At 68.8% G+C, this 25,052-nt stretch carries 23 protein-coding genes; 15 read left to right on the top strand and 8 right to left on the bottom strand.

Annotated elements, in window-relative coordinates; translation table 11 throughout:
- Window positions 1-100: 100 nt before the first annotated feature.
- From YM304_RS25425 to YM304_RS14895, 5 genes are all read right to left on the bottom strand, one after another.
- Window positions 101-280 (bottom strand): SRPBCC family protein, encoded by a 180-nt coding sequence (locus tag YM304_RS25425; protein ID WP_051071448.1) that lies wholly within the window; start codon window positions 278-280, stop codon window positions 101-103.
- 244 nt (window positions 281-524) lie between these two features.
- Window positions 525-1,784: an NAD(P)/FAD-dependent oxidoreductase gene (locus tag YM304_RS14910; protein WP_015442531.1), complete on the bottom strand. Its 1,260-nt coding sequence runs from the start codon at window positions 1,782-1,784 to the stop codon at window positions 525-527.
- The gene (locus tag YM304_RS14905; protein WP_015442530.1) at window positions 1,781-2,674 is read right to left on the bottom strand and encodes a TIGR01777 family oxidoreductase; all 894 of its coding nucleotides are present in this window, start codon (window positions 2,672-2,674) and stop codon (window positions 1,781-1,783) included. The genes YM304_RS14910 and YM304_RS14905 overlap by 4 nt, the downstream gene beginning before the upstream one ends.
- A 128-nt stretch (window positions 2,675-2,802) precedes the next feature.
- Window positions 2,803-3,093, bottom strand: coding sequence for a TlpA family protein disulfide reductase (locus tag YM304_RS24070; RefSeq protein ID WP_083908394.1), 291 nt, complete (start codon window positions 3,091-3,093; stop codon window positions 2,803-2,805).
- Between the two features lie 3 nt (window positions 3,094-3,096).
- Window positions 3,097-3,465, bottom strand: a complete 369-nt coding sequence (locus YM304_RS14895; RefSeq protein ID WP_015442529.1) for a hypothetical protein — start codon at window positions 3,463-3,465, stop codon at window positions 3,097-3,099.
- 211 nt (window positions 3,466-3,676) lie between these two features.
- Between YM304_RS14895 and YM304_RS14890 the strand changes: the two genes are divergently transcribed.
- The 5 genes from YM304_RS14890 (at window position 3,677) to YM304_RS14865 (ending at window position 10,298) form a co-directional block, all read left to right on the top strand.
- Complete coding sequence (locus YM304_RS14890) at window positions 3,677-4,102, top strand: hypothetical protein (RefSeq protein ID WP_015442528.1); 426 nt, start codon at window positions 3,677-3,679, stop codon at window positions 4,100-4,102.
- A 486-nt stretch (window positions 4,103-4,588) separates the two neighbouring features.
- On the top strand, window positions 4,589-5,992 hold the full coding sequence (gene lpdA / locus YM304_RS14880) for a dihydrolipoyl dehydrogenase (RefSeq protein WP_015442527.1): 1,404 nt from the start codon (window positions 4,589-4,591) through the stop codon (window positions 5,990-5,992).
- 50 nt (window positions 5,993-6,042) lie between these two features.
- Window positions 6,043-7,419 (top strand): 2-oxoglutarate dehydrogenase, E2 component, dihydrolipoamide succinyltransferase, encoded by a 1,377-nt coding sequence (sucB, locus tag YM304_RS14875; protein WP_015442526.1) that lies wholly within the window; start codon window positions 6,043-6,045, stop codon window positions 7,417-7,419.
- Between the two features lie 21 nt (window positions 7,420-7,440).
- The gene (gene lipA / locus YM304_RS22720) at window positions 7,441-9,111 is read left to right on the top strand and encodes a lipoyl synthase (RefSeq protein ID WP_015442525.1); all 1,671 of its coding nucleotides are present in this window, start codon (window positions 7,441-7,443) and stop codon (window positions 9,109-9,111) included.
- Between the two features lie 263 nt (window positions 9,112-9,374).
- Window positions 9,375-10,298, top strand: a complete 924-nt coding sequence (locus YM304_RS14865; RefSeq protein WP_015442523.1) for a mechanosensitive ion channel family protein — start codon at window positions 9,375-9,377, stop codon at window positions 10,296-10,298.
- A 275-nt stretch (window positions 10,299-10,573) separates the two neighbouring features.
- On the opposite strand, the gene YM304_RS14860 is transcribed toward YM304_RS14865, so the two are convergent.
- On the bottom strand, window positions 10,574-11,410 hold the full coding sequence (locus tag YM304_RS14860) for a class I SAM-dependent methyltransferase (protein WP_015442522.1): 837 nt from the start codon (window positions 11,408-11,410) through the stop codon (window positions 10,574-10,576).
- Window positions 11,411-11,651: 241 nt separating this feature from the next.
- A complete protein-coding gene (locus tag YM304_RS14855) occupies window positions 11,652-12,215 on the bottom strand; it encodes a helix-turn-helix domain-containing protein (RefSeq protein ID WP_015442521.1) in 564 nt (187 codons plus the stop codon).
- A 77-nt stretch (window positions 12,216-12,292) separates the two neighbouring features.
- Between YM304_RS14855 and YM304_RS14850 the strand changes: the two genes are divergently transcribed.
- From YM304_RS14850 to YM304_RS14835, 4 genes are all read left to right on the top strand, one after another.
- Window positions 12,293-13,879 carry a bifunctional NAD(P)/FAD-dependent oxidoreductase/class I SAM-dependent methyltransferase gene (locus YM304_RS14850; RefSeq protein WP_015442520.1) on the top strand — a complete coding sequence of 529 codons (1,587 nt, stop codon included), beginning with the start codon at window positions 12,293-12,295 and terminating at the stop codon, window positions 13,877-13,879.
- 141 nt (window positions 13,880-14,020) lie between these two features.
- Window positions 14,021-14,596, top strand: a complete 576-nt coding sequence (locus YM304_RS14845) for an RNA polymerase sigma factor (RefSeq protein ID WP_041300088.1) — start codon at window positions 14,021-14,023, stop codon at window positions 14,594-14,596.
- Window positions 14,586-15,269 carry a hypothetical protein gene (locus tag YM304_RS14840; protein ID WP_015442518.1) on the top strand — a complete coding sequence of 228 codons (684 nt, stop codon included), beginning with the start codon at window positions 14,586-14,588 and terminating at the stop codon, window positions 15,267-15,269. The genes YM304_RS14845 and YM304_RS14840 overlap by 11 nt, the downstream gene beginning before the upstream one ends.
- 20 nt (window positions 15,270-15,289) lie before the next feature.
- Window positions 15,290-16,663 (top strand): hypothetical protein, encoded by a 1,374-nt coding sequence (locus tag YM304_RS14835; protein ID WP_015442517.1) that lies wholly within the window; start codon window positions 15,290-15,292, stop codon window positions 16,661-16,663.
- 96 nt (window positions 16,664-16,759) lie between these two features.
- Here YM304_RS14835 and YM304_RS14830 read toward each other — a convergent pair whose 3' ends face one another.
- The gene (locus tag YM304_RS14830; RefSeq protein WP_015442516.1) at window positions 16,760-17,560 is read right to left on the bottom strand and encodes an endonuclease/exonuclease/phosphatase family protein; all 801 of its coding nucleotides are present in this window, start codon (window positions 17,558-17,560) and stop codon (window positions 16,760-16,762) included.
- Between the two features lie 167 nt (window positions 17,561-17,727).
- Between YM304_RS14830 and YM304_RS14825 the strand changes: the two genes are divergently transcribed.
- From YM304_RS14825 to YM304_RS14800, 6 genes are all read left to right on the top strand, one after another.
- Complete coding sequence (locus tag YM304_RS14825; protein ID WP_015442515.1) at window positions 17,728-17,910, top strand: hypothetical protein; 183 nt, start codon at window positions 17,728-17,730, stop codon at window positions 17,908-17,910.
- A gap of 79 nt (window positions 17,911-17,989) precedes the next feature.
- The gene (locus YM304_RS14820) at window positions 17,990-19,435 is read left to right on the top strand and encodes an SWIM zinc finger family protein (protein ID WP_162142080.1); all 1,446 of its coding nucleotides are present in this window, start codon (window positions 17,990-17,992) and stop codon (window positions 19,433-19,435) included.
- Window positions 19,435-20,265: a DUF5691 domain-containing protein gene (locus YM304_RS14815; protein WP_015442513.1), complete on the top strand. Its 831-nt coding sequence runs from the start codon at window positions 19,435-19,437 to the stop codon at window positions 20,263-20,265. Before YM304_RS14820 ends, YM304_RS14815 begins: the two co-directional genes overlap by 1 nt.
- A 58-nt stretch (window positions 20,266-20,323) precedes the next feature.
- The gene (locus tag YM304_RS14810) at window positions 20,324-21,418 is read left to right on the top strand and encodes an ATP-binding protein (protein WP_015442512.1); all 1,095 of its coding nucleotides are present in this window, start codon (window positions 20,324-20,326) and stop codon (window positions 21,416-21,418) included.
- The gene (locus YM304_RS14805) at window positions 21,411-23,744 is read left to right on the top strand and encodes a DUF5682 family protein (RefSeq protein WP_015442511.1); all 2,334 of its coding nucleotides are present in this window, start codon (window positions 21,411-21,413) and stop codon (window positions 23,742-23,744) included. The genes YM304_RS14810 and YM304_RS14805 overlap by 8 nt, the downstream gene beginning before the upstream one ends.
- Entirely contained in the window at window positions 23,741-25,051 is a 1,311-nt protein-coding gene (locus YM304_RS14800; protein WP_015442510.1) for a VWA domain-containing protein, read from the top strand. The genes YM304_RS14805 and YM304_RS14800 overlap by 4 nt, the downstream gene beginning before the upstream one ends.
- Window position 25,052: the final 1 nt, after the last annotated feature.

Here is a 25,052-nt window from a genome sequence, read left to right as displayed (position 1 = left end):
CCGTGCGACACGACCACGCCGCCACTCGCACGCGCGACGCCCCGCTCGGGGTCCGAGACCGCGTTGACCTGGATGTTCGCGTGGCGGTGTGCGGAGCGAATCAGCTGACGACGTCGCGGAGACGCTTCAGCGTCTTCTCGATCGAGGCGGCGTTCTGCTTCGGTGTCTTCATCAGCTTCAGGAGGAACGGCGCACGCGACGGGCGCCAGTCGAACTCCTCGGTCACCTTCGTGCCGCCGTCGACGGGTTCGAGGGTGTACCGCCAGATGTGCCCACCCATGTGCCGCCAGGCGATCCGAGAGCCGATCGGGCGTCTCGTCGGTGCACTCACGCACCGTTCCGGATCCGTCGAACGTGTGGTGCTTCGCCGGGTCGGCGAGCAGGTCGAAGATCGCGCTCGGCGGTGCAGCGATGACGAGGCTTCGCCGCTCGACTCGGTCGGGGGCTTCTTCGACGATCACATCGGTCATGGCACTGCCTTTCGAAGGCGGAGGGTGATGGGTGGCTGATGGCCAATCTAGGGGTCAGCCGAGGCGTGCCGCGACGGCGGCGGCGCATCGGCGGCCGGAGTACATGGCGCCCTGGATCGAACCGGTGTCTCGATGATCGCCGCAGACGAATCGGCCGTCGGTGAGGCGGATTGATTGCTTCGGCGCGAACGGCGGGGTCTGCCCGGGCTGACCGTGAGGGATGCGATACGTGGCGACGTGTCGCCACGCGTCGACCTCCGGGCCCCACCAGTCGCGGAGTTGGTGTCGTGCGAGATCGGCGAGGTCGCCGTCGCACACGCCGGGCAGCGCGGCGGCGATCAGGTGCTGACCGGGCGGTGCGTACGACGGGGCGACGTTGCTCATCACGGCGACGTTGAGCACCGGTCCGGCACCGGTGCCGTCGAGCACGACCATCTTCGAATCGGTCGGTCGTTCGTCGGCGGCGAAGTAGACGCAGCCGGCGGCCTTCGATGCAACGCTCGGGAGTCCCAGGAGCCGGGACGCAGCCGGACCTTCGGTGGCGACGACGACAGCGCTGCCCGCGATCACGTCGCCCGTCGACGTCGTCACAGCGGTGGCTGTCGCCGCAGTGACCTCACAGTCGAATCGGATCGACGACTCGGGGAGACGGGCCGCCAACTGGTCGGGAATCGCCTGCATGCCGGCGGCGGGCACGACGGAGTCGCCATCGGCGAGCATCCGGAAGATCACGTCGAACATCCGGCGGCTGTCGCGGAGGTCGGGGTCGAGTTGGATGCCGCCGACGAGCGGCGTGAAGAACCGTTCGATGATCGTGTCGGAGAACCCCGCGGCGCGGAGCGCATCGGCGGTGGCGATGTCGTCCCGGCCACCGTCGCCGCCACCATCGCTGCCGCCGCCGACGAGGCGGGCGGGATGGATGTTGCGAAGGTCGGCGCGCAGCTTGGCGATGCGCAACTTGTCGAACGGTGAACCGATCGGAGCGAGCGCGGTCGACAACGTCGTTCGGGGCATGCGGAACGGGTCGGAGACGACCGACCCCTTGCCGTTGCGCCAGACCAGTGCACCCGGATCGAAGGCCTGGAGGTCGAGCGCCTCCATGTCGAGTTGGCGGTGCATTTCGGGGTAGGCGGTGAGCGCCACCTGGAACCCTCGGTCGAGGGTGAATCCGTCGACCCGATCGGAGCGCACTCGGCCGCCGACTCCGTCGCTCGCTTCGAGCACGGTGACCGGGATGCCGGCCTCGTGCAGCGAGGTGGCGCACGTCAGCCCGGCCAGCCCGGCGCCGACGACGATGACCGAGTCGTCGCTCACGTGCTCAGTTGGGCGCGCAACGCGGAGGCGAGGTCGGGGTGAACGAACTCGTAGCCGTCGTTCTGCAGCACGGTCGGCATCACCTTCTGGCCGCTGAACAGGAGGTTGTCGGCGAGTTCGCTGCCGAGCAGCAGCTTGGGTCCGAACTTCGGAATCGGCAGGAACGTGGGGCGCTTCAGCACCGCGCCGAGGGTGTCGGTGAACTCGGCGTTGGTCACCGGGTTCGGCGCGGTGAGGTTGACGGGGCCGACCACGTCGCTGGTCAACAGGTGGACGATGGCCCCGACCTCGTCGTCGATCGAGATCCAGCTCTGCCACTGTTCGCCGTTGCCCATCTTGCCGCCGAGCCCGAACTTGAAGAGGGGGAGTTGCTTCTTGAGGGCGCCGCCGTCGGCCGACAGGACGATGCCGGTACGCAGGTACACGACCCGGGTGCCGTCGATCTGAGCGGGAGCGGCGGCCGCCTCCCACGCTCCGCACAGGTCGGCGAGGAAGCCGCTTCCGCTCGCGCTGGTCTCGTCGAACGTGGCGCTCGGGTCGGAGCCGTAGTAGCCGATCGCCGAACCCGACAGGAGCACCGACGGTGGGTTGGCGGCGCTGTTGATCGCTTCGGCCACCAGTGCGGTGCCGATCGTCCGACTCTCGAGCAGCGTGCGCTTGTAGTCGTCGGTCCATCGCTTGTCGCCGATGCCCGCCCCGGCGAGGTGGACCACGGCATCGATGCCGTCGAACGCCCCGTCGTCGATGCGGTTCTCCTCGACCGACCAGCCGATCTCGTTGTCGGAAGGCTGGCGGCGGACCACGGGCACCACGTCGTGACCGTCGTCGGTCAACCGCTTGCCGAGCGCCGTTCCGACGAGGCCAGATGAACCGGTGATGGCGATGCGCATGAACTCAGAGTACGTGCGTTCGCGGAGGGGTGGGAGACCGTGCTCGAAGTGTGTCGCACACCACGTCCCGGCCGGCTCGCCACCGGGTGGTCAGGCGATCGCTCGGTCGACTCGCCGAGCGAGCTCGCTCAGATCGATTCGGAGATGATCTGGTCGAGCAGGGTCTCGTCGACCGCTCCGGCGACCGTCTCGATGCTGCCGTCGGCCTTGACGATCACCAGCGCCGGTTGGAAGGCGACGTCGAAGTGGGCGAACACCTCGGCGTCGTCGTCTTGGATCTGCGGGAAGGTCAGTCCGTGTTCGTCGATGAACGCCTGGTACGAGCTGTCGGTGCCGGTCCAGGTGACGCCGACGAAGTCGACGGTTCCGGCGAACTTGTTTGCTGCTTCCTCGACCGAGGGAGCTTCACGGTTGCAGATGCTTCAAGTGGGTGCCCAGAACCAGAACGCCGTGGGCGTACCGGCCAGGGTCGTTGCGTCGATCTCGCCGCCACCGACCAGCGGAGCACTGAACTGGAGCGCCGCCGGAACGGCGGCAGGGGCGGTTGCCGTGTCGTCGACCGGGGCGGCGTCTGCGGTGGCGGCGTCTGCGGCGGTGTCGTCCGGAGCATCGGTGGCGGGATCCGCCGTATCGGCCGGGGCGCCGGCTGGCGCATCGGTGCTCGGCGCGGTGGCGGTCGATGTGGCGTCGGTGGTGGCCGGGTCGGCGGAGTCGCCGCCGCCGCACGACGCGGCGACGAGCGCGAGCCCGGCGACGGCAGCTGCGACGCGAGTCGTCGGACGAGCGATCATGGCGGCGACGCTACCTCTGGTCGATCGGGCGGTCGCTCGGGACGCTCCACGTTTCGACGTTGTTCACGGCGCTGCGCGGCGACCGGTTCGGGGCTCGGATCCCGGCTCGGTTCCCGGCAGACCGAGCGTGCTGCGTCGGGAATCGATGGCCGGACCGTGTGCGGTCGCGGCGGGTCGGCCCTCGTCGAACCGGCTCTAGGCTCGTCGGCGCATGAAGACGCGAACGCTGTTGTTGCTCTCGGTCGGAACCGCGCTGGCGATCCTGCTCGCCGGCGGTGTGCTGCTGTTCCAGCTGTCCGGCCAGCAGGACGCGGTCGAGCCGTCGCAGGTCGGCGACGAGGTCGTGGTCGGTGACCTGTCGATCACCGTGCTGTCCGCATCGGAGAGCTCCGACTTCTTCAGTGTCGAGGTCACGCTTGCCGGCGTCGACGACCCGTCGACCGACAGCATCCGGCTGGTGACCGGTGACGGGCGGCTCGAGGCCACGTCGCTGCCGGCCGAGGGGCGCTGCACGACCATCACGGTCGAGGCCCAGACGTGCACGCTCGACTTCGGGCTCGAAGGTGTGGCCTCGACCAACCGCACGCTCATCGTGCGTCGCGGCGACGAACAGGCCAACTGGAACCTCGCGTCCTGAACCGGAGCTGCGAGCCGCGACTGCTCCTGGTGGCGATGCCTGCTCGCTTGCCCGGAGGGGAGCGTGGGCTTGGACTTGGTGGAGTTGACAACCTGGGTTGTCGGGGCCGCAACCCAGGTTGTCAAGCGGGCGAGCGGCGGTCGGCAGCGGTCGGCGATGTGCCTCGGGACCGGGGCCGCTGTCGTGATTCGCCGCCCGCGGACGCACCAGGAGGCGTTGCTTCCCGGTGGCCTTGCGAACGCAGTGCTCACAGCGTCGTGAGGCTGACGAACGTGTGGTGGGTGCGGGAACGGCGGGGGCCGACTGGCTGTGGTGGTGTGCGCTCTGGGCGTCGAGCGGGTCGGCAGGCGGCAGGGCGGTCGGACGAATGGCGAGTCGGGCGATCGGGCTGGGTGATGCAACCAGGTGGTGGCGGTACCGGTTACCGACCGGTCACTTGCGTCGGGCGGGGCGTGACCATGCTGTCGGCCGCTACCGTGATCGATTGTGAGTGATCATTTTGACGTCGTCGTTATCGGTGGTGGCCCGGGTGGATACTCGGCCGCTCTCTACGGAGCTTCGGCAGGGCTCAACGTGGCCCTCGTCGAGAAGGATGCACTGGGTGGCACCTGTCTGAACCGTGGATGCATCCCCGCCAAGGCCTTCCTCGAGACCGCAGCGGTGAAGCGCCACGTCGATCACGCTGCCGATTTCGGCATCGAGAGCGGTGGCGAGGCCTCGGTCAACTTCGCACGCACCCAGGAGCGCAAGCAGGGCATCGTCGCCACGCTGGTCGGCGGTATCGCCTCCATGTGCAAGGGCCGCAAGGTCGAAGTGTTCAACGGCGTCGGCGCCCTCGGTGCCGGACGCACCGTCAACGTCGCCATGAACGACGGTGGCAGCGCCACCATCACCGGTGACGCCGTCATCCTGGCCGCCGGCTCCGTGCCGCGACTGATCCCCAACTTCGAGCGCGGTGGCCCGATCATGACCTCCGACGAGGTGCTCGACCTCAGCGAGGTGCCTTCACGAGTCGCCGTCATCGGCGGCGGCGCCATCGGCTGCGAGTTCGCTTCGACGTTCGCCGACCTCGGTGCTGAAGTGACCATCTTGGAGGGTCTCCCCAAGATCCTGCCGGGCCTCGACAAAGACGTCGCCAAGGTCGTCGAGCGCTCGTTCAAGAAGAAGAAGATCAACATCAAGACCGGCGTGATGGTCAACGGCCACACCCCCAACGACTCGGGCGGCACCACGGTGTCGTTCGGCGACGGTGAGTCGGTCGAGGTCGACGCCGTGGTCGTGTCGGTCGGCCGTCGCCCCTTCTCCGACCAGCTCGGGCTCGAGGGGACGCAGGTCGTGGTCAGCGATCGCGGGTTCGTCGAGGTCGACGAGTACTGCCAGACCGGGGAGCCGGGCGTCTACGCCGTCGGCGACCTCATCAACACCCCGCAGCTCGCGCACGTCGGTTACGCCGAGGCGATCCTGGTCATCAAGCACATCCTCGGCGAGAGCCCGATGCCGGTCATGTACGACCGGGTGCCGTGGGCGATCTACTGCCACCCCGAAGTCGCCTGGGCCGGCCCCGACGAGCAGCAGGCCAAAGACGCCGGTCACGACGTCGTGGTGGCCAAGCACCCGTTCAAGTTCAACAGCCGCGCCATGATCGTCGGTGAGACCGAAGGCCTCGTCAAGATCATCGCCAAGAAGAACGCCGATGGTTCGGCCGGCCAGATCCTCGGCGTGCACATGGTCGGCCCGTGGGTCACCGAGCAGCTCTCCGGCGGCTACCTGGCCGTCAACTGGGAAGCATCCGTCGACGAGGTCGCGGAATTTATCCAACCCCACCCGAGTTTGAGTGAGTTGTTCGGTGAAACCGTGCTCTCCCTCACCGGTCGTAACTTCAACGGCTGAGCCGCTCGCCCAATCGCATCACTCTCGAAGAATCCAAGAAGGAACCAGTCATGGCAGACGTCACCCTCCCGCAGCTCGGCGAAACCGTCACCGAAGGAACCATCACGCAGTGGTTCAAGGCCGTCGGCGACACCGTCGCCGAAGACGAGCCCTTGTTCGAAGTGTCGACCGACAAGGTCGACACCGAAGTGCCCTCGCCCGTCTCGGGCACGGTCACCGAGATCCGCGCCGAAGAGGGTGACACCGTCGAAGTCGGCACCGTGATCGCCGTCGTCGGCGACGCCGATGCCGCTCCCGCGGCGGCGCCCGCCGCCGAGCCGGCCCCGGCTCCTGCTCCCGAGCCGGCTCCCGCTCCCGAGCCCGCACCGGCTCCTGCCGCCGCCCCTGCTCCCGCTCCCGCCCCGGAGCCCGCTCCCGCTCCTGCTCCCGCACCGGCCGCTGAGCCGGCGGCAGCCTCCGGCGACAGCCGTCTGCTCTCACCGGTCGTCCGCCGCCTCGTGAACGAGCACAACCTCGACACCGACGCCATCACCGGCACCGGCCCGGGTGGCCGCATCACGCGTGACGACGTGCTCGACCACATCGACGCGACCGGCGCCAAGGCCGCACCCGCCGCTCCCGCAGCGGCCGCTCCGGCGCCTGCACCCGCTCCGGCCCCGGCTCCCGCCGCGGCTGCACCGGCTCCCGCTCCGGCCCCGTCGGTTGCCCCTGGTGAGCGCGACAGCGCCGTCAAGCTCTCGAAGATCCGCCAGCTCACCGGTGATCACATGATCATGAGCAAGGCGACGAGCCCGCACGCCTTCAGCGTCGTCGAAGTCGACTACGCCAACGTCGACGTGGTCCGCAACGCGAAGAAGGGCGAATGGAAGGCAGCCAACGGCTTCAGCCTCACGTACCTGCCGTTCATCTCCCGGGCGATCATCGATGCGCTCGGTGAGTTCCCGCACCTCAACGCCAGCGTGTCGGGCGACCAGCTCGTCATCCACGACTACATCGATCTCGGCATCGCCGTCGACCTCGACTACGAGGGTCTCCTCGCTCCCGTCATCCGTGACGCCGAGACCAAGCGCCTCGGTGCCATCGCCAGCGAGATCTACGACCTGGCCGATCGCGCTCGCAACCGCAAGCTCGCCCCCGACGAGATCTCGGGTGGCACGTTCACCATCTCGAACAACGGCTCGGCCGGTTCGGTGCTCACGATGCCGATCATCAACCAGCCGCAGGTCGGCATCATCTCGACCGACGCCATCGTGCGCAAGCCGGTGGTCGTCCAGGGCGCCGACGGCGGCGAAGCGATCGCCATCCACCCGGTCGGCAACCTGGCGATGAGCTGGGATCACCGTGCCTTCGACGGCGCCTACGCCGCCGGCTTCCTGAAGCGGGTCAAGGAGCTGCTCGAGACGAAGGACTGGAGCTCCGAACTCTGAGTTCGTTGCTCATGGTCGCTCATGTCTGATCCGTTGCGCGTCCGCTGGCTCGGCACGGTTCCGTATCGCGAGGCGCTGGCGGTTCAAGAATCGTTGTTCGCCCACGGCACGGGGCAGCACTTGCTGCTGCTCGAGCATCCGCATGTGTTCACGTATGGGCGCACGGCCGACCTCGCAACCAACCTGAAGTGTGAGCCTGCCGCGGTCGGCGCCGAGCTGGTGCCGGTCAAGCGCGGTGGCGACATCACGTATCACGGTCCCGGTCAGTTGGTCGGTTACCCGATCCTCAACGTCGAGAACTCGATGGGCGCGTCCGACCACGTGTGCGGCGTCGAAGGGCTCATCATCGATGCGCTCGCCGAGCTCGGGCTGCCCCACGCCGGGCGACTGGCGGGCTATGCAGGCGTGTGGCTCGATGCGGGCACTCCGGCCGAGCGCAAGATCTGTGCGATCGGAGTTCGGCTCCGTCGCGGTCGCACCATGCACGGGTTCGGTCTCAACGTCACGACCGACCTCAACTACATGCGTGAGCACATCGTGCCGTGCGGCATCGGCGACAAGCCGGTCACCTCGCTCGCCGAAGAAGGCATCGCCGTGTCGGTTCGCGACGTCGCCGACGTGATCTCACGTCTCGCTGCCGAGCGCTGGGGTGGGGGAGCGGTCGAGCGTCAAGACGTCGCGTGGGCCCACGCTGCCGACGGGCGCGACCTGTCGGCGTTCTCCCGCGGCGAAGGCCCGGGCGAACAGGTCAAGCTGGTGTCGTCTCGGGCCACGGCACGCATGGAAGCCGCAGGCGTGACCGACGGATTGTCGATCGAGACGCGCAAGCCCGACTGGCTGCGACCCAAGGTCGAACTCGGCCCGGAGGTCATGGACCTCAAGAAGACGATCCGCTCGCTCGACCTCGTCACGGTGTGCGAAGACGCCGGCTGCCCGAACCTGTCCGACTGCTGGTCGGATGGCACGGCGACGTTCATGGTGCTCGGCGAGCGCTGCACGCGGGCGTGCGGGTTCTGTCTCGTCGACACGAGCAAGCCGTTGGCGCCCGCTGCCGACGAACCGCAGCGAGTCGCCGAGGCGATCGACCGGATGGCCCTCGACCACGCGGTGCTCACCATGGTGGCCCGCGACGATCTCGCCGATGGCGGCATGGCGCACGTCGCTGCGTGTGTCGAAGCGATCCGTCTGCGTCGACCGCAAGCGCGCATCGAGACGCTGATCTCCGATGCCAAGGGCGACGACTCCTCGCTCGACCTGCTGTTCGCATCACGTCCCGACGTGATGAACCACAACGTCGAGACCGTTGCGCGCCTGCAGCGTGCGGTTCGCCCGTCGGCAGGCTACGCCCGCTCCCTCGGCGTGCTGGCACGGGCCAAGGCCGCCGGCCTCACGACCAAGACCGGCTTCATGGCCGGGCTGGGTGAGACCGACGACGAGATCGTCGGGCTGCTCGCCGATCTCGCCGACCTCGGTGTCGACATCGTCACGATCGGTCAGTACCTTCGGCCCACGTCGCATCACCTGCCGATCGCTCGCTACGCCGAACCGGCAGAGTTCGAACGCTGGAAGCAGATCGGCGAAGCGTTCGGCATCGGTCACGTCGAGGCCAGCCCGCTCACACGGTCGAGCTACCACGCGAAGTCGTCGGCCGACGCCGTCGTCGAACCCGTCCCGGTCTCGCTCTCCCGCTAGCCCGCTTGTTTCCCTCGGACCGGGACGAAAGGAAACAAGCGCTTGTTTCCTTCGGACCGGGACGAAAAGAAACAAGGGCGAGGTCAGGTGGGCGGTGGCTCGTGGATCGTCCTACTGTCGCTGGTGGGCACGACGCTGCCTGACGTGCCGATCGGTGACGTCACGCCAACACCGAATGAGGAGAACCGAATGGATTCGTTGCTCGGGTGGCCACGGCCGCACTGCCTCTGCATCGGTGACGGAGCCTGCCGATGCTGCTCGTGATGACCTCCCTCGCTCCGCTCGGCGCGCCCCGAGGTGCTGATCCGGTCGACGAGTTGGCCGAGTCGGCGAACTCGATCGTCGACACGGTGGCCGATGCACTGCCGCGCATCGGCGTGGCGATCGTCGTGGTCATCGTCGGTTACGGCCTGTCGAGATTGCTGCGAGCCGTTCTCCGGCGTGTGTTCGCGAGCCGCCAGACCGAGAGCTTCGCCCGGGTGATGAGCAAGGTCGGCGGCTACCTGTTCCTCTTCCTCTGCGTGCTCGCTGCGCTCGTGGTGGCCTTCCCGTCGGTCAAACCGGTCGACCTGCTCGCTGGCCTCGGGTTCTTCTCGGTGGCGGTCGGCTTCGCGTTCCAAGACATCCTCGAGAACACGCTGTCGGGGGTGCTGCTCCTGTTCCGTCAACCGTTCGAGGCGGGCGATCAGATCGAAGTACTCGACGAGACGGGGACCGTCGAAGCGATCACGATTCGCGAGACACGTATCACGTCGTTTGCGGGTGAGCTGATCGTGATCCCGAATCGCGACGTCTACAAGAACGTCATCAGAGTGCAGACGCACTTCGACGACCGGCGGGTCGACTTCACGGTCGGTGTCGCCTACGAGAACGACGCCCGAGAGGCGTCCGACGTGATCGTCACTGCGCTCGAATCCGTCGAGGGAGTGTCATCGACTCGCAGCCCCGAAGCGCTCGTGACCGAGCTCGGTGTGTCGACCGTGAACATCTCCGCTCGCTTCTGGTGCGGGCCCCGTCAGCACGACGTGATGATCGTGCGTGACGAAGCGATCAAGACGGTGAAGGAGGCGCTCGACGTCGCGGGCATCGAGATGCCAGCCGACATCGTCGCCCTCCAAGCGACGCCGAGTCTCAGAGCAGCGCTCCAAGGCGACGGCGACGTCACCCCCGGCGGCGGGCTCAAGTAGCGCGCCGCCGCTTGTTTCCTCTGGACCCGGTCCGAGGGAAACAACGGGCGTCGTCAGGTGCGCGGAAGCAGCGGCGGGGGTTTGCGGATGGTCTCGCCGTCGTCGAGTGGGCAGCGGCGGCACGTTCCCGACGCCGTCGGGGTTGAGCCCGGCATTGAAGACGTCGTGGTGATGGAAGGTGAAGTTCGGGTCGTGCGCCGTGAGGATCGACTGACAGTACCCAAGGCAGCAGCGTGCTCGCTGTTCGGCGGGCTGTGCCGACCCGAGGTCGTCTGTCAGTCGAGCGGTTTGCGGCAGATGATCTCGACGGGGGCGATGGTTCCAGCGGTGATCGCCTCGACCATGTTCGCGATCTTCAGCGGCGCGTCCGGGCCGAGAATGAGGTGCAGACCGAGCGGCGGCGGGCCGCCGCTTTCCGCGGTCTTCTTCCGCATCGACGCGAAGAAGTCGATCGCGAACTCACCGCGATCGAGGACGTGCTCCACCTCGAAGCCGGCGGCTTCGAGCGCGCCCCGATAGGTGGGCAACTCGTCGACGAAGCTCATCGACTCGTCGGTCGCCCACGGGACGGGGAAGGTCAGCGGGCCGTTGGACGTTCGCATGATGTCGTACAACCCGAAGCGACCACCGGGACGGAGGATGCGGAAGACCTCGTCACACAACCGCTGCTTGTCCTCGATGTTCATGCCGACGTGGAGCTGAACGGCGCCGTCGAAGCTGTCGGCGTCGAATGGCATCTCGAGCGCGCTTCCGACCTCGAACCGGACGCGGTTGCTCAGTCCAGTCCACTCGGTGAGCTCGCGAGCGACTGCGACATAGTTCGGGGCGAGATCGACGCCGGTGACGCTGCAGCCGAATGTCGATGCGAGGAAGCGTGCGGTTCCTCCGATGCCGCTGCCGATGTCGACGAGTGTCATGTCGGCGTCGACGCCGAGCCGGTTGCACAGATCGGTCGTCGCAGCTCGGCCACCGACGTGGAACTCGTCGACGGGCCCGAGGACCTCGACGCCGGCGGTGGTCGGAGTGAGCCCCATTGCCTCGAGCCCCGCTTCGATCGACGCGAGGAGTTCGCCGCCGCCGTAGTGCTCCACCAGATCTGCGTCGACTGACATGTTGCCTCCACACCATTCATGCGATTCATACGACCCGGCCGGGCCACTGACCGATCGCTCCGAACTCGACGAAGCAGCAACATCGATTCGTGGGGGACGGGACCGGCCGATTCGTGTCAAACCTAGGTGGTCGTCGACGAGCGCCGTGAACGATGGTCTTCGGTGACGACGGCAACTCGCCGGTCGCTGACCGAATGCTCGCGGTGCCACTCACATGTGGAGAGTGGAAGGTGGCTTCGGTTCAGTCGTGGTGGACGTGGGCGCGCTGGCCGTCACGGTCGAAGACCATGACGAGTTCGGCCGGCTCGTCGATGGCGGCAACGGCGTGCGGCGTCATCGTGGCGAACTCGGCTGCTTCGCCGGTCTCGACGATCAGATCCCGGTCGCCGAGCAGCAGGCGGACGCGCCCCTCGGTGACGACGAACCAGTCGTGGCCAGGGTGAACCTGCTGTTCGGGCGCCTGCTTCGTCGGCTCCAGGCGCATCTTCATCGCGATCGTATTGCCGGTCGGGCGGCTCAGCATCCAGGTGGTTCGGCCGTCGCACGGTTCGCTCGCGACCGGTCGGATCACGACGTCGTCGTCGTTCTTCACGTCGAGGAGAGAGTCGAGGTCGACTTGCAATGCTCGGGCGAGCGGGACCAGGACATCGAGGCTGATCGTTCGTTTGCCGGTCTCGACGCGGCTGATCGTCGACGCGCTCAAGTTGGTCTGGTCGGCGAGCTCGTCGAGCGAGAGCCCGAGCGTGTTGCGCAGGCTGCGCAGTCGGGTTCTGACCACCGTGTCGATGTCGTTCGTGTCGGTCACCGTGCGCTCCGATCGTCGGTCTTGCGAATACTGCAAGACGCTATGCAGTATGGGGAATCGACTCTAGCGTCGTCGTCATGAGTGAACATGTTCCACGCACCGTCGAGCGGCACTGCGACGTCGCCGTCATCGGAGGGTCGGCAGCCGGGCTCGCCGCCGCGCTGCAGCTCGGACGCCAGCGGCGATCGGTCATCGTGATCGATGCCGGCGAGCCGCGCAACGCGCCCGCAGCCCACATGCACGGCTACCTCGGCCACGAAGGCATCGACCCATCCGGCTACACCACGATCGGACGAGAGGAGGTGCGCAGCTACGGCGGCGAAGTGCTCGACGGTCGAGCCGTCGACATCACCCGACTCGACGACGGTCGGTTCCGCGTCGAACTCGTCGGCGGTCATGCCGTGATCGCCCGACGAGTGCTCGCGGCAACCGGGTTGACCGACGTCCTCCCCGACATCGATGGACTCGCCGAGCACTGGGGTGACAGCGTGATCCATTGCCCGTTCTGCCACGGCTACGAGGTCCGTGACCAGCGCATCGTCCAGATCGTCACGCATCCCATGGGTCTTCACACGGCCCCGCTGTTCCGGCAACTCACCGATCAGCTGACGCTCGTGCTCCACGAGGGAGTCGACGCGAGCGTCCCCGAACTCGACACACTGCGAAATGCCGGGGTGGACATCGTCGACGGATCGGTGCGCCGAGTCGTCGCCGGCGCTGACGGGCGGGTCGCCGCGGTCGAGTTCGATGCTGGTGAGCGACTCGTCGCCGATGCGGTCGCGGTCGGGGGCCGGTTCCGCCCGAACATCGGCGCCTTTGAATCACTCGGTCTCGCGTCGGTCGAGCACGTGTCGGGCCTCGGTTCGGCCGTCGAGGTCGGACCGACCGGCGAGACCGATGTGCCGGGGCTGTACGCCGCCGGAAACGTCACCGACCCGAGCCAGCAGGTGCTGCATGCGGCGGCCGAGGGAAGCAGGGTCGGGTCGATGATCAGCTTCAGTCTCGCGAGCGACGACGTCGACGCAGCATTGCGGCCGTCGGCCAACGAGACCGACTGGGATCACCGCTACAGCGGTGACTCGATGTGGAGCGGCAACCCGAACGGCACGCTGGTGCGTGAGATGACCGACATTGCACGGGGCCGTGCGCTCGACGTCGGGGCGGGGGAGGGCGGCGATGCCGTTTGGCTCGCCGAGCAGGGTTGGACGGTGACCGCCAGCGACGTGTCACAACGCGGGCTCGACCAGATCGCGGGAGTCGCCGCCGAGCGCAACCTGCCGATCGACTGCCTCCACGCCGATGCGAACGCCCGCACGCCGTACGACGTCGCCGGCTACGACCTGGTGACCGCGCACTACGCGTCGATTCCACGGACCCGAGACGGGCGCGGCATCGAGAACATGCTCGCCGCAGTCGCTCCCGGTGGGACGCTGCTCGTCGTCGGCCACGACCTCGAACCGATGCGGCACCCGATCGACACCACGCAACGCAGTCGAGGGTTCGACCCCGATGCCTACGTGCGCGTCGACGACGTCGCCGCCGTGGTCGTCGAGTCGTCCGGCTGGGACGTGGAGGTGCACGAGCAGCGCCCCCGTCCGCCGGGACACGCAGCCGCATCCCACCACGTCGACGACATCGTCCTGCGAGCCCGCCGCACCACCTGACCGCGCCGCTTGTTTCTTTTCGACCGGGACCGAGGGAAACAAGCGCTTGTTTCCTTCGGACCGGGACCGGGGGAAACAAGCGGGGGTTCTAGGTTGCGGGAGGGAACCGACGGGGGCGCGGCGGTGTCGGAGTGAGTGAACTTGAACGAATCGACTGACCTGCGAGTGTGCGACGACGAGACGCTCGTCGCGCGCGCCCGAGCGGGCGACACCGAGTCGTTCGGGGAACTGGTTCGCCGCCACGAACGGGCGGCGGTTCGGGTCGCGGCCGTGGTGAGCGGGTCGACGACCGATGCGCTCGACATCGCTCAGGAGGGCTTCGTGAAGGCATACAGAAACGTCGCGAGCCATCGAGCGTCGGGCTCGGTGCGGTCGTGGATGTTGCGGATCGTGGCCAACGAGGCGAAGAACCACGTACGCGGGCGGCTGCGGCGACGCACCCGCGACGACCGCCACGCCAGGGCCGATGGGTTGCGCGTCGCCCCCGGCGCCGACCTGGCCGTCGACGAACGAGCGGAGCACGAAGAACTCGCTGCCGCGCTCGGACGACTCCGAGCGACGGATCGAGAGGTGCTCGGCTGTCGATTCGTTGCCGAACTGTCGGAAGCCGAGACGGCGACCGTGCTGGGCATCGCGCCCGGCACCGTCAAGTCGCGAACGTCGCGGGCGCTCGGTCGTCTGCGCACCCAACTGGAAGAAGCTGGCCATGACTCGTGACGACACCGCGCCGTACGACGGCTCGATGACGCTTCAAGATCGACTCGTCGCCCTGGGCGCTCATCTCGACGTCGAGAGCGGAGCGCACCTCTCGGAGCGAGTGCTCGACCGACTGGACGGCGACGTCGGCGAGACCGACACGGGTGGTCGGACTGCGCCGTGGCTTCGATACGCAGCGGCCACGCTGCCCGTCGTCGCCATCGCAGCGATGGCGGTGCCGTCGTCGCGCGACGTGATCGCCGGGTGGTTCGGGCTCGACGGGGTTCGTATCGAGCGCAGCGTCGTCCCGGTCCCGACCGCGAGCGAACCCGCCGAGGCGCCGTCGGACGCGGTCGAACTGCCGGGTCCGGGCGAGAGCAGCGAGGTGATGGTCGACGGCCAGATCGTGCTGGTGTCGGTGATCGAGGGAGCCCTCGCCGACGACGTGCTGGTGAAGACGCTCGGCCCCGACACCGAGATCATCGAGGTCGACGTCGACGGTGCGCCCGGACTCTGGATCAGCGGTGCACCGCACGAACTCGCCTACCGGTCGCCCGACGGCATCATCGAGTTCGTACGGGTCGCCGGAAACACGCTGGTCTGGCAAGACGGGCAACGGATCGATCGGCTCGAAGGCTTCGACTCGCTGGACGAGGCACTCGCGTACGCAGTCATGTTGGGAACCGACGACTGACCGGCGGTGTCGGACGGGGTGTGAGACGCACTCCATCCATCTTCACGCTGATCGCTCTGGTGGCTGCCGCCGGGTGCACGGCCAACGCCACCGACGACCCGGCTACCGGGGAGGCGGCCCGTCAGGTGCTGGCGACCGGCGACACGCTGCCGCCGATCGAGCAACCGTCATCGGCAGGGCCGGTGGACACCGAGACCAAGACCGCCGTCGGCGACGATGCGGTGCGGGACGGTGCAGCGATGGCGCTGGTCGACACCGACGGCCAACTCGCCGTGGTCGACAGCGGCGGGACGGTGTCGAACGCGTGGATCAAGTGGTCGGCGCTCGTGGCGCCCGACGAGACGACGGCGGTGCTGACCTTGCCGCCCGACACCGTTCGGACGCTGTCGCACACCAAGGTCGCGTGGGCGTCACTCCCGGACGGCGAGCCGATCGGGGATCTCACCATCGACGGGGTCATCACCGAAGCCACGGCGACCTCGCTCGACGGCGAACTCGTCGCACTCAACTCCCTCGCCGACGATCCGGTCGACGGAGCGATCGCCGGCGCCCGAGACGGCACCAATCTGCTCATCGCTTCCCGCACGTCGGGCCTGATGTACAAGACCAGCCTCGACGGAAACTTCATGGCAGAAGCGTTCAGTCAGCGGCTCACGCCGGAGGGGATTCCGGCGCAGGTGTTCCTGCTCGAGTATCTCCCGGCCGACCAGCCCACCTACTACCAAGTACGGGTGCTCTCGACCGAGACCGGCGACATCTCGCCGCCGCTCAACCTGCGCGACAAGTCGGTGACGCTCGACCAGCAGATGCCCGGCTACTCCCGCTCGCACGTCGTTGCCGACGACCACGGGTTGCTGTTCACGCTCTACATCGGCTCGGGTGCTCCCGACGCACCACACCCGTTCGCGTTCGTGCACACCCTCGATTTCGCCGACGGAGTGTGGTGCCTCGATGTCGATGAACAACTCGATCTCACGAACGAGGCGGGCTCCCTCGCCGTCGGTGGCGATCGGCTCTACGTCGCCAGCGCGAACGGCTGGGTCGGGTCGTTCTCGATCCCGTCGATCACCGATCCGACCCGATCACCGGCGATGGACTGGACCGTGCAGGTGGCGTCGGCCGGGTCGAGCGCTCCCGCCATCACCGCCGACGAACGCGGCGCGTTCATCGCCTTCGACGACGGGTCGGACGAACTGATCCACGTTCGCCAAGACGGCACCACCGGCGAACCCATCGATCTGGCCGGAACAGGTACGCAGGCACTGACGATCACCGACACCGGCGATGTTGCGGCGGTCGGGGGCGACTGGACCTCGCTGACCGGTGCCATGTACCGCCCCGACTGGCTCGACGCCATCACCCGCGTGATCGTCGCCACCGACTCGCTGCCGTGACAGGCTTGCCCGGTTTGGCTTGTTTCTTTTCGACCTGGTCCGAGGGAAACAAGCGGATGTTTCTTTTCGACCGGGACCGAGGGAAACAAGCGGAATTCAGGGGGTGACGAGGTCGGCGACGACGGCGAGGTGGTCGCTCGGCCAGAGCGGGTCGTCGGCCGATCGGGAGCCGACGGTCCAGCACCGGATCGGGTTGCCGGTCGGCTTGGGTCGCGGCCACGACACGAGGAGGTAGTCGAGGCGCCGGTTCGGCCACGCCGAGTCGCGGCTGTAGGGGTTGTCGCGGAGCCAGGTGGCCCCGGTCGAGCCGTCGCCGGCCTGCTCCCAGGCGTCGCCGAACGCGATGCCGTCGACACCGGGGCGCAGCCCGGTCGCCATCCGGATCTCGTCGCTGTCGGGGACGGCGTTCATGTCGGCACCGATCACCACGGGGAAGTCGTCGAGCGGCTCACCTCGCCACGTCGCCGCCTGCTCCATGACGAATCGCATCTGCACTTGGCGGGTGGCCGATGCATCGGCCGGGTAGTCGAGGTGGGTCGCGGCGAACGGCCACGGGCCGAACGGGGTGTCGACGCGAGCGGCGACCACGCGGCGATGCCCCGGCTCGCCGTCGACGTTCGGCAGCGGATCGTCGGCGATGCGCGTGAGCGGCCAGCGAGACAGGATCGCATTGCCGAACGACTGACCGTTCCAGAACACCGGGTCGCTGCGCACCATGTGCATGCCCAGCGCTTCGGCCAGTCGAGCGGCATCGTCGGTGGTTTCGTCCGACCACACCTCTTGCAGACACAACACGTCGGGGTCGACCGAGCGGATCTCGTCGACGATCAGCGGCCGGCGCTGCTCCCATGGGCCGAAGTGCCACCACAGATTCCACGTCATCACCCGAAGCGACATCGCTCCATCATGGACGGTCGCGACGGTGGGTGCCGGATTGTGATCGGTTGGCCAGCGGTAGCGATGCGGCTGCGGGATCGGGACGACGTCGGCGCTGGCGCTGGCGTGCGTGGGCGCCGTGGGCGCCGTCGGCCGCGAGACGCCGAGCCGCTACCGTCGAGCGCACCATGAAACTGAAACTGTTCTCGTCGAAAGCCGGCAACCGCAAGCCCAACCTGGAGGGCCTCGAGAACGAGGTGAACGCCTGGCTCGACGCGCATCCCAACGTCACGATCGAGAACACCCACGAGGTGTCGCACCCGAACATGTCGTGGTCGCACCTCACGTTGGCCGTCTGGTACTCCGAGTAGCGCCTGCTCGGAACGCCGCGCCGTTGATGGTCGGTGACGTGTCGGAACGTTGTGACAGGGCATCGGTATGGTCGGCGGCGTGAGCGCGCGTTGGTCGGTCGAACAGGTGGAGTCGGTCGCTCCCAACCCGGCCGCCATCACCAACGCGCAGCCGCTGTCCACGCCCAACCGATGGGCTGGGCTCGGCGCCGACGATCGTGTCGTGTGGGGCTCGTGCAAGGGGAGTGGGGCCGAGCCGTACGACACCGCCGTCGATCACGTGTCGGTCGGTTTCCGGTGCACCTGCCCGAGCCGCAAGACGCCGTGCAAGCACGCGCTCGCGCTGTTGCTGATGTGGGCGCACGGGCAGGTTCCCGATGGTGTGCCCACCGCCAAGGTCGAGGCCTGGATCGGCCGTCGGCTCGCGAAGCAGCAGGCGGCCGATGCCCCCGCCGACGCGCGTGCTCCCGATGGCGAGGCGGCCGGCTCCGAGCCCGATGTCGATTCGACGTCGGGTGCCGACGGAGGTTCGATCGACGACGACGCGCCGCTGCCCGAACCGCCTCCATCCGACGAGGAACGTGACGCCGCTCGCGACGAGCGCATCGCACGCATGATGGCCGGGCTCACCGAACTCGACCGCTGGCTCGACGACCGCATCCGCACCGGCCTCGCCGACCCGGCGCTCGCTCGCTACGCCACCTGGGATCACCTGGCCGCTCGCCTCGTCGACGCACAGGCCGGGAGCCTCGCCAACCGCATCCGCCGGCTCGCCGGGCTGGTCGGAGCGTCGGCCGACTGGCACGACGACGTGCTGGCCGAACTCGGCATCCTGCACCTCCTGTCGCAAGCCGGCCGTCGCATCGGGCAACTCCCGAACTCACTGGCCGACGCCGTGGCCACCACCGTCGGCTGGCAGGTTCGCCAAGCCGACGTGCTCGGCGGCGTTCCCGACACCGACGACTGGGTCGTCGCCGGTCGCAGCGACGTGCGCGAAGACCGCATCGAAGTGCGCCGCCACTGGCTGCGCGGCACCACGAGCGGCCGGTGGGCGTTGCTGCTCTCGTTCGCCGCCTACCAGCAGAGCCTCGACACCTCGCTCGAGGTCGGCACCTCCCTCCGCGCCGACCTGCACCGCTATCCCGGTCCGGCGCTGCGTGCGCTCGTCGGCCTCCGGCACGGCGAACCCGTGGTGGCTCGTCCGCCCACGCAGAGCGTCGCTCAGGCGTGCGACGAGATCGGACGGATGATCGTTGCCGAACCGTGGCTCGAACGGGTGCCCACCACGGTCACGGCGGCGTTGGCCCGATCGGGTGACCGCTGGTTGCTGACCGACCACGAAGCGAGCGTGCCGCTGCTCGATTCGCCCCGTCGCGTGCAGGCCGGTTCCGGGCTGGCCACGCTGCTCGCCGTCACCGGTGGCCGCCCCGCCGAGCTCACGATCGAATGGACGCCCCACGGCGTCACGCCGCTCTCGCTGCACCTGCCCGACCGCACCATCGACATCGGGCCGCGTGCCGACTCGTCGTTCGTGGGAGCCGCCTGATGAACACTCCGGTCGACGACGTGAGCCGAGCCGACGGTGCGATGCCGATGGCCGAGCAGTGGCGCAACCTGGTGACGGCCGCACTGCTGGGCACCGATCGCCGCGACCCGCCCGACGCCGACGGGCCGCTGGCCCAACTGGTGGCCGACACCGCACGCGCCGCACCCTCCGAACGGATGCTGGCCCAGGTCGCGGCGTGTACGGCAGTGCGGCGAGCGGCGATCCTGCCCGGTCCGCCGGTCGCGCTCACCAGCGCTCCCGACACCGACGAGCGACGCGAGTGCGTGCCTGCGGCCACCGAGCGTTGGCATCACATCACGACGTCGTGGGGAGTGCTCGAAGACGAGTGGATGCTGACGCTCATCGCCAACGGCTGGCGGCTCTCGGCCGAACTCGTGCCGGTGGCGTTGCAGCGGCACCGATCCGACCCGGTGCGCCACGCTCGCGTCATGGTCGCGGCCGGGCCTGCCGCCGAGTGGCTGATCGAACAGCTCCCCGATCTCGCCTGCACGAAGCAGGGGTCGGTCGACCCGGAGGCCATCGGCGAGCTCGTCGATCTGCCCATTCCACCCGAGCTGCTCGGCCTGCTCCACGCGCCGGGCGAGCAGGTCGGTGCCACGGTCGGGGCGGGCATCGAACAGGGCGAGTTCTCACACGCCCATCGGGCCGTGTTGGTCAACCTGATCGCGCGTATGAGTCCGGCTGGGTTGCCCGGTCTGATCGACGCGCTCGACAACGTCGACCCACACTCGTCGGGGGCGGGCCTCGCATCGGTGCTCGCCGATCTGGCCCTCACCCGGCACCGCATGCTCGACGAACTGTCGGTCTGACACATCACCTGCTCGCGCCGCCGAACTCTGTGACAGGTGATCGGTAGTGTCGGCCAGCATGAGTGAGACCTCGCCCGATGTGCTGCGCCCGCACGCGGAGCTGCACTACGCCGACGAGCTGGCGGCACTCGACCGACTCGACGACCGCGACCGTCCCCCTGGTTGGAAGCTGTCGCCCTGGGCCGTCGTGCGCTACCTCATCGGCGGCGAGCTCAGCGACGGCACCGTCATCTCGCCCAAGTACGTCGGCAAACAGCGACTCATCGAGATCGCCGTCGCCACGCTGGCCACCGACCGAGCGCTGCTGCTGCTCGGCGTGCCCGGCACGGCGAAGACGTGGGTGAGCGAACACCTGGCGGCGGCGATCAGCGGCGATTCCACACTCCTTGTGCAGGGCACCGCCGGCACCACCGAAGAAACGCTGCGGTATGGCTGGAACTACGCGCGTCTGCTCGCCGAAGGCCCGAGCGAGGCGGCGCTGGTGCCGAGCCCGATCCATCGTGGCATGTCGCGCGGCACCATCGTCCGCGTCGAAGAACTCACCCGTATGCCGCCCGAAGTGCAAGACGCGCTCGTCACGGTCCTGTCCGAGAAGGTGCTCCCGATCCCCGAACTCGACAGCGAACTGTCGGCGGTGCGCGGGTTCAACCTCATCGCCACCGCCAACGACCGTGATCGAGGTGTCAACGACATCTCGAGCGCGCTGCGGCGCCGCTTCAACACCGTGGTCCTGCCGCTCCCGGCCACGGTCGAAGAGGAGATCGCGATCGTGTCGCGCCGGGTCAGCGAACTGGGAGCCACGCTCGCACTGCCCGACGTGCCCGCTGCGGCCGACGAGATCCGGCGCGTCGTCACGATCTTCCGAGAGCTGCGCAACGGGGTGACCGCCGACGAGCGGACGAGCCTCAAGGTGCCCACCGGCACGCTCTCCACGGCCGAGGCGATCTCGGTCGTCACCAACGGGCTGGCGTTGGCCGCGCACTTCGGCGACGGTGAGTTGGCGCCCACCGATGTCGCATCGGGCATCGTCGGAGCCGTGGTCAGCGACCCGATCCACGACACCGTCGCCTGGCGCGAATACCTCGAAGGCGTGGTGAGCGAGCGCCCCGACTGGGCCGACTTCTACGACGCCTGCCGCGAGTTGGATGCCTGAGTCCGAGGCTGCGCCCGAGGCTGCGCCCGAGGCCGTCGCCGCATCCGAGGCGCGGCCGGTGCAGGTCCATCTTCTGGGCATCCGCCATCACGGGCCGGGTTCGGCCCGCTCGGTCGTGGCCGCGCTCGACGCGCTCGATCCCGACATCGTGCTCGTCGAAGCACCGGCCGACGTGCAGCCGGCGCTGCCCTGGATCGGGCAACCCGGGCTCGAACCTCCGGTGGCGCTCCTCGGATACGTCGTCGCCGAGCCGGCGCGCGCGATCTTCGCCCCGTTCGCTCGGTTCAGCCCCGAGTGGCAGGCGGTGGCGTGGGCCAACGAGCGTGAGGTCGAGGTGCGCGCGATCGACCTGCCGCTCGCCATCACGTTCGCCAACCGAGACGACGACGCCGACGAACTCGTCGCCGACGGCGCCCCACCCGATCCGCTGCGCCAACTGGCCGACGCGGCAGGCGACCCCGACCCCGAACGATGGTGGGAAGACGTCATCGAACACCGCGGCGACGGAACGCCCGCGTTCGACGCGGTGGCCGAAGCGATGGCGGCAGCTCGTGACGGCACGGTGCCGTCACGATCGGAGGAGCGTCGCGAGGCGCACATGCGGCGAGCGATGCGCGCGGCCATCAAAGACGGTCACCGCACGATCGCTGTGGTGTGCGGAGCGTGGCACGTGCCGGCGCTCGACCTCGATGCGCATGCAGTCGGCGTCGACGCAGCAACCCTGCGCGGGCTGAAGAAGGTCAAGGTCGCGGCGGCCTGGGTGCCCTGGACGCACCGACGGCTCACGACGTCGTCGGGGTATGGCGCCGGGGTCGACAGCCCTGGTTGGTACCGGCACGTGTTCGATCATCCGGGTCGTGACGGCGTCGCACGGTTCTTCGTCGATGCGGCGCACGCACTCCGTGAACGCGGCCTGAGTGCGTCGCCCGACCACCTCATCGCCGGCACCCGACTCGCCGACACGTTGGCGTCGATGCGCAATCGTCCACGTCCGGGGCTACGCGAAGTGCTCGACGCTGCCGACGCGGTGATGGGCGGCCTCGACGTGATCGACGCCGAGTTGGTGGTGGGTGACGCGCTCGGTGCGGTGCCCGACGGTGCGCCGCAGGTGCCTCTCGCCCGTGATCTCGCCAAGTCGCAGAAGTCGGCGCGTCTCAAACCCGAAGCCGGGACGAAGGTCGTCGAGGTCGATCTGCGCACCCCGGCGGGACTACGCAAGTCGCACCTGCTGCATCGGTTGCTCGCACTCGGGGTGCCGTGGGGCGTTCCCGAAGAGGGGCGCGGTTCGTCGGGCACCTTCCGTGAGACGTGGAGACTCTCGTGGGAACCCGAGCTGTCGGTCCGGCTCGTCGAGCGATCGGGGTACGGCACCACCGTGGAGTCGGCGGCGCAGGCCCGCCTGATCGAGCGGGCCGAAGCGGCGCAGAGCCTCCCCGAGCTGGTCGGCGTGCTCGAACTCGGCCTGTTCGCCGACCTGCCCGACGCCGTCGAGCCGTGCGTGCGGCGGCTCGCCGACCAGGCCGCCACCGACCCCGACGTGGGGCACCTCATGGACGTGCTCGCTCCGCTCTCGTCGGCCATGCGGTACGGCGACGTCCGAGCGACCGATGCGTCCTCGCTGCGCCACGTGTTCGACGGCCTCGTCGTGCGAGTGCTCGCCGCGCTGGTGCCAGCATGCTCGTCGCTCGACGACGACGCGGCAGCACAGATGGTCGAGCGGCTCACCACCGTGCAGACCGCACTCTCGATGCTCGATCATCCCGCCCGCCGGCAGGCGTTCCCGCGCGTACTGGCACAGCTCGCCGAGCGTTCGGGGGAGCGGTCGGAATCTTCGGGGCGAGGGCTGATCGCCGGCCGCGCCACCCGGTTGCTGCACGACGGCGATGTCTGGGATGCCGGACAGGTCGAGCGACGACTCGGCCGGGCGCTGTCGCCGGGCACGCCTCCGCTCGTCGGCGCAGCGTTCGTCGAGGGGTTCCTGGCCGGATCCGGCACGGTGCTCGTCCACGACACCGAACTGCTCGGCGTGGTCGACCGCTGGCTGTCGTCGCTGCGCCCCGAAGCGTTCGAAGCCGTCATGGCACTGCTGCGGCGCACGTTCGGCGGGTTCGAAGCAGCCGAACGTCGCCAGCTGATGGCGCTGCTCATGGGGCGCCCGGTCGAACGGGCCACCGGCTTCGGCGACGACGTCGACCCCGACCGTGCGGCCGCCGTGTTGATCACCGTCCGCCACCTCCTCGGCGTCGCGCAACACGACGATGAGCAATCGACACCGCACCGTGCGAGTGCTGCGTCGGGCGTGGCCGTGGAACGGGTGCCGACATGACCGGCCGGACGCCGCCGACGTTCGCCCCCGTCGAGCGCCACGACCTGCCGCTGCCTCGCGTGTCGGATGCCGAGCGGCGTCGCCGATGGCTGCTCGTGCTCGGCAGCCAGTCCGATCCTGCCGACAGCGAGACCGGCGACGCTCAAGCGGCGGACGACGGTGCCGACGGGAGCGCCGAAGGCCCGGGTGACGGGAGCGCCGATGGTGGCTCGTCGGCGTCGGCACCCGATCGATCCGGGGCACCGGGAGGGCTGACTGGCGACGACCGCCGGATCGACGCCGCCCTCGGTGCGCTCTACGACCGCCAAGACCGCGAGAGCAGCGGCGGCCGCAAGGCGTCGGGGCAGCGCAGCGGTGGTCTCGGCCGATCGAAGCCCGGCGTCGTGCGATGGCTCGGCGACATCCGCCGCTACTTCCCGACCGACGTCGTCAAGGTGCTGCAACGCGACGCCGTCGAACGACTCGACCTCAAGCAGTTGATGCTCGAACCCGAGCTGCTGCAGGCGATCGAACCCGACATCGGCCTCGTGACGCTGCTGGTCGAACTCAACAAGATGCTGCCCGACGAGACCCGGGCCACCGCCCGGCAGGTCATCGCCAAGGTGCTGGCCGACGTCGAGGCCCGTCTGACCGACCAGACCCGCCGCGCGGTGACCGGAGCGCTGGCCCGGTCGGCCAAGACCCGGCGGCCGCGGCCCGGTGACATCGACTGGCCGCACACCATCGCTGCCAACCTCAAGCACTGGCTGCCCGAGCAGCGCACGATCGTGCCCGAGCAGTTGATCGGCCACGGGCGCCGCCAGCAGAGCCTGGCGCGAGACGTCGTCATCGCCGTCGACCAGTCGGGGTCGATGGCCGAGTCGGTGGTCTACGCCTCGCTCTTCGCCGCGGTGCTGGCACAGCTCCCCACCCTGCGCACCCGGTTCATCGCCTTCGACACGGCGATCACCGACCTCACGCCGTTCCTCCACGACCCGGTCGAGGTGCTGTTCGGCGTGCAGTTGGGCGGCGGCACCGACATCGCGTCGGCGGTCACGTACTGCCAACGCCAGATCGAGCGCCCGCGCAAGAGCGTGTTCGTGCTCATCTCCGACCTGTACGAAGGTGGCAACGGCGACCTGATGCGGCAGCGTGTGGGCGAGATGGTGGCCTCCGGTGTCAACGTCATCGTGCTGCTCGCGCTCAGCGACGAAGGCACCCCGGCGCACGATCACGCGCACGCCGAAGCCCTCGTCGCGCTCGGTGCCACGGTCATGGCCACGACCCCCGACGAGTTCCCCGACGTGCTGGCCGCCGCGCTCTATTGAG

This window comes from Ilumatobacter coccineus YM16-304 (genome assembly GCF_000348785.1).
Lineage (GTDB): Bacteria > Actinomycetota > Acidimicrobiia > Acidimicrobiales > Ilumatobacteraceae > Ilumatobacter_A > Ilumatobacter_A coccineus.
Note: the sequence above shows the minus strand (reverse complement) of the source record. Positions and strands in the feature narration are given on the sequence as shown.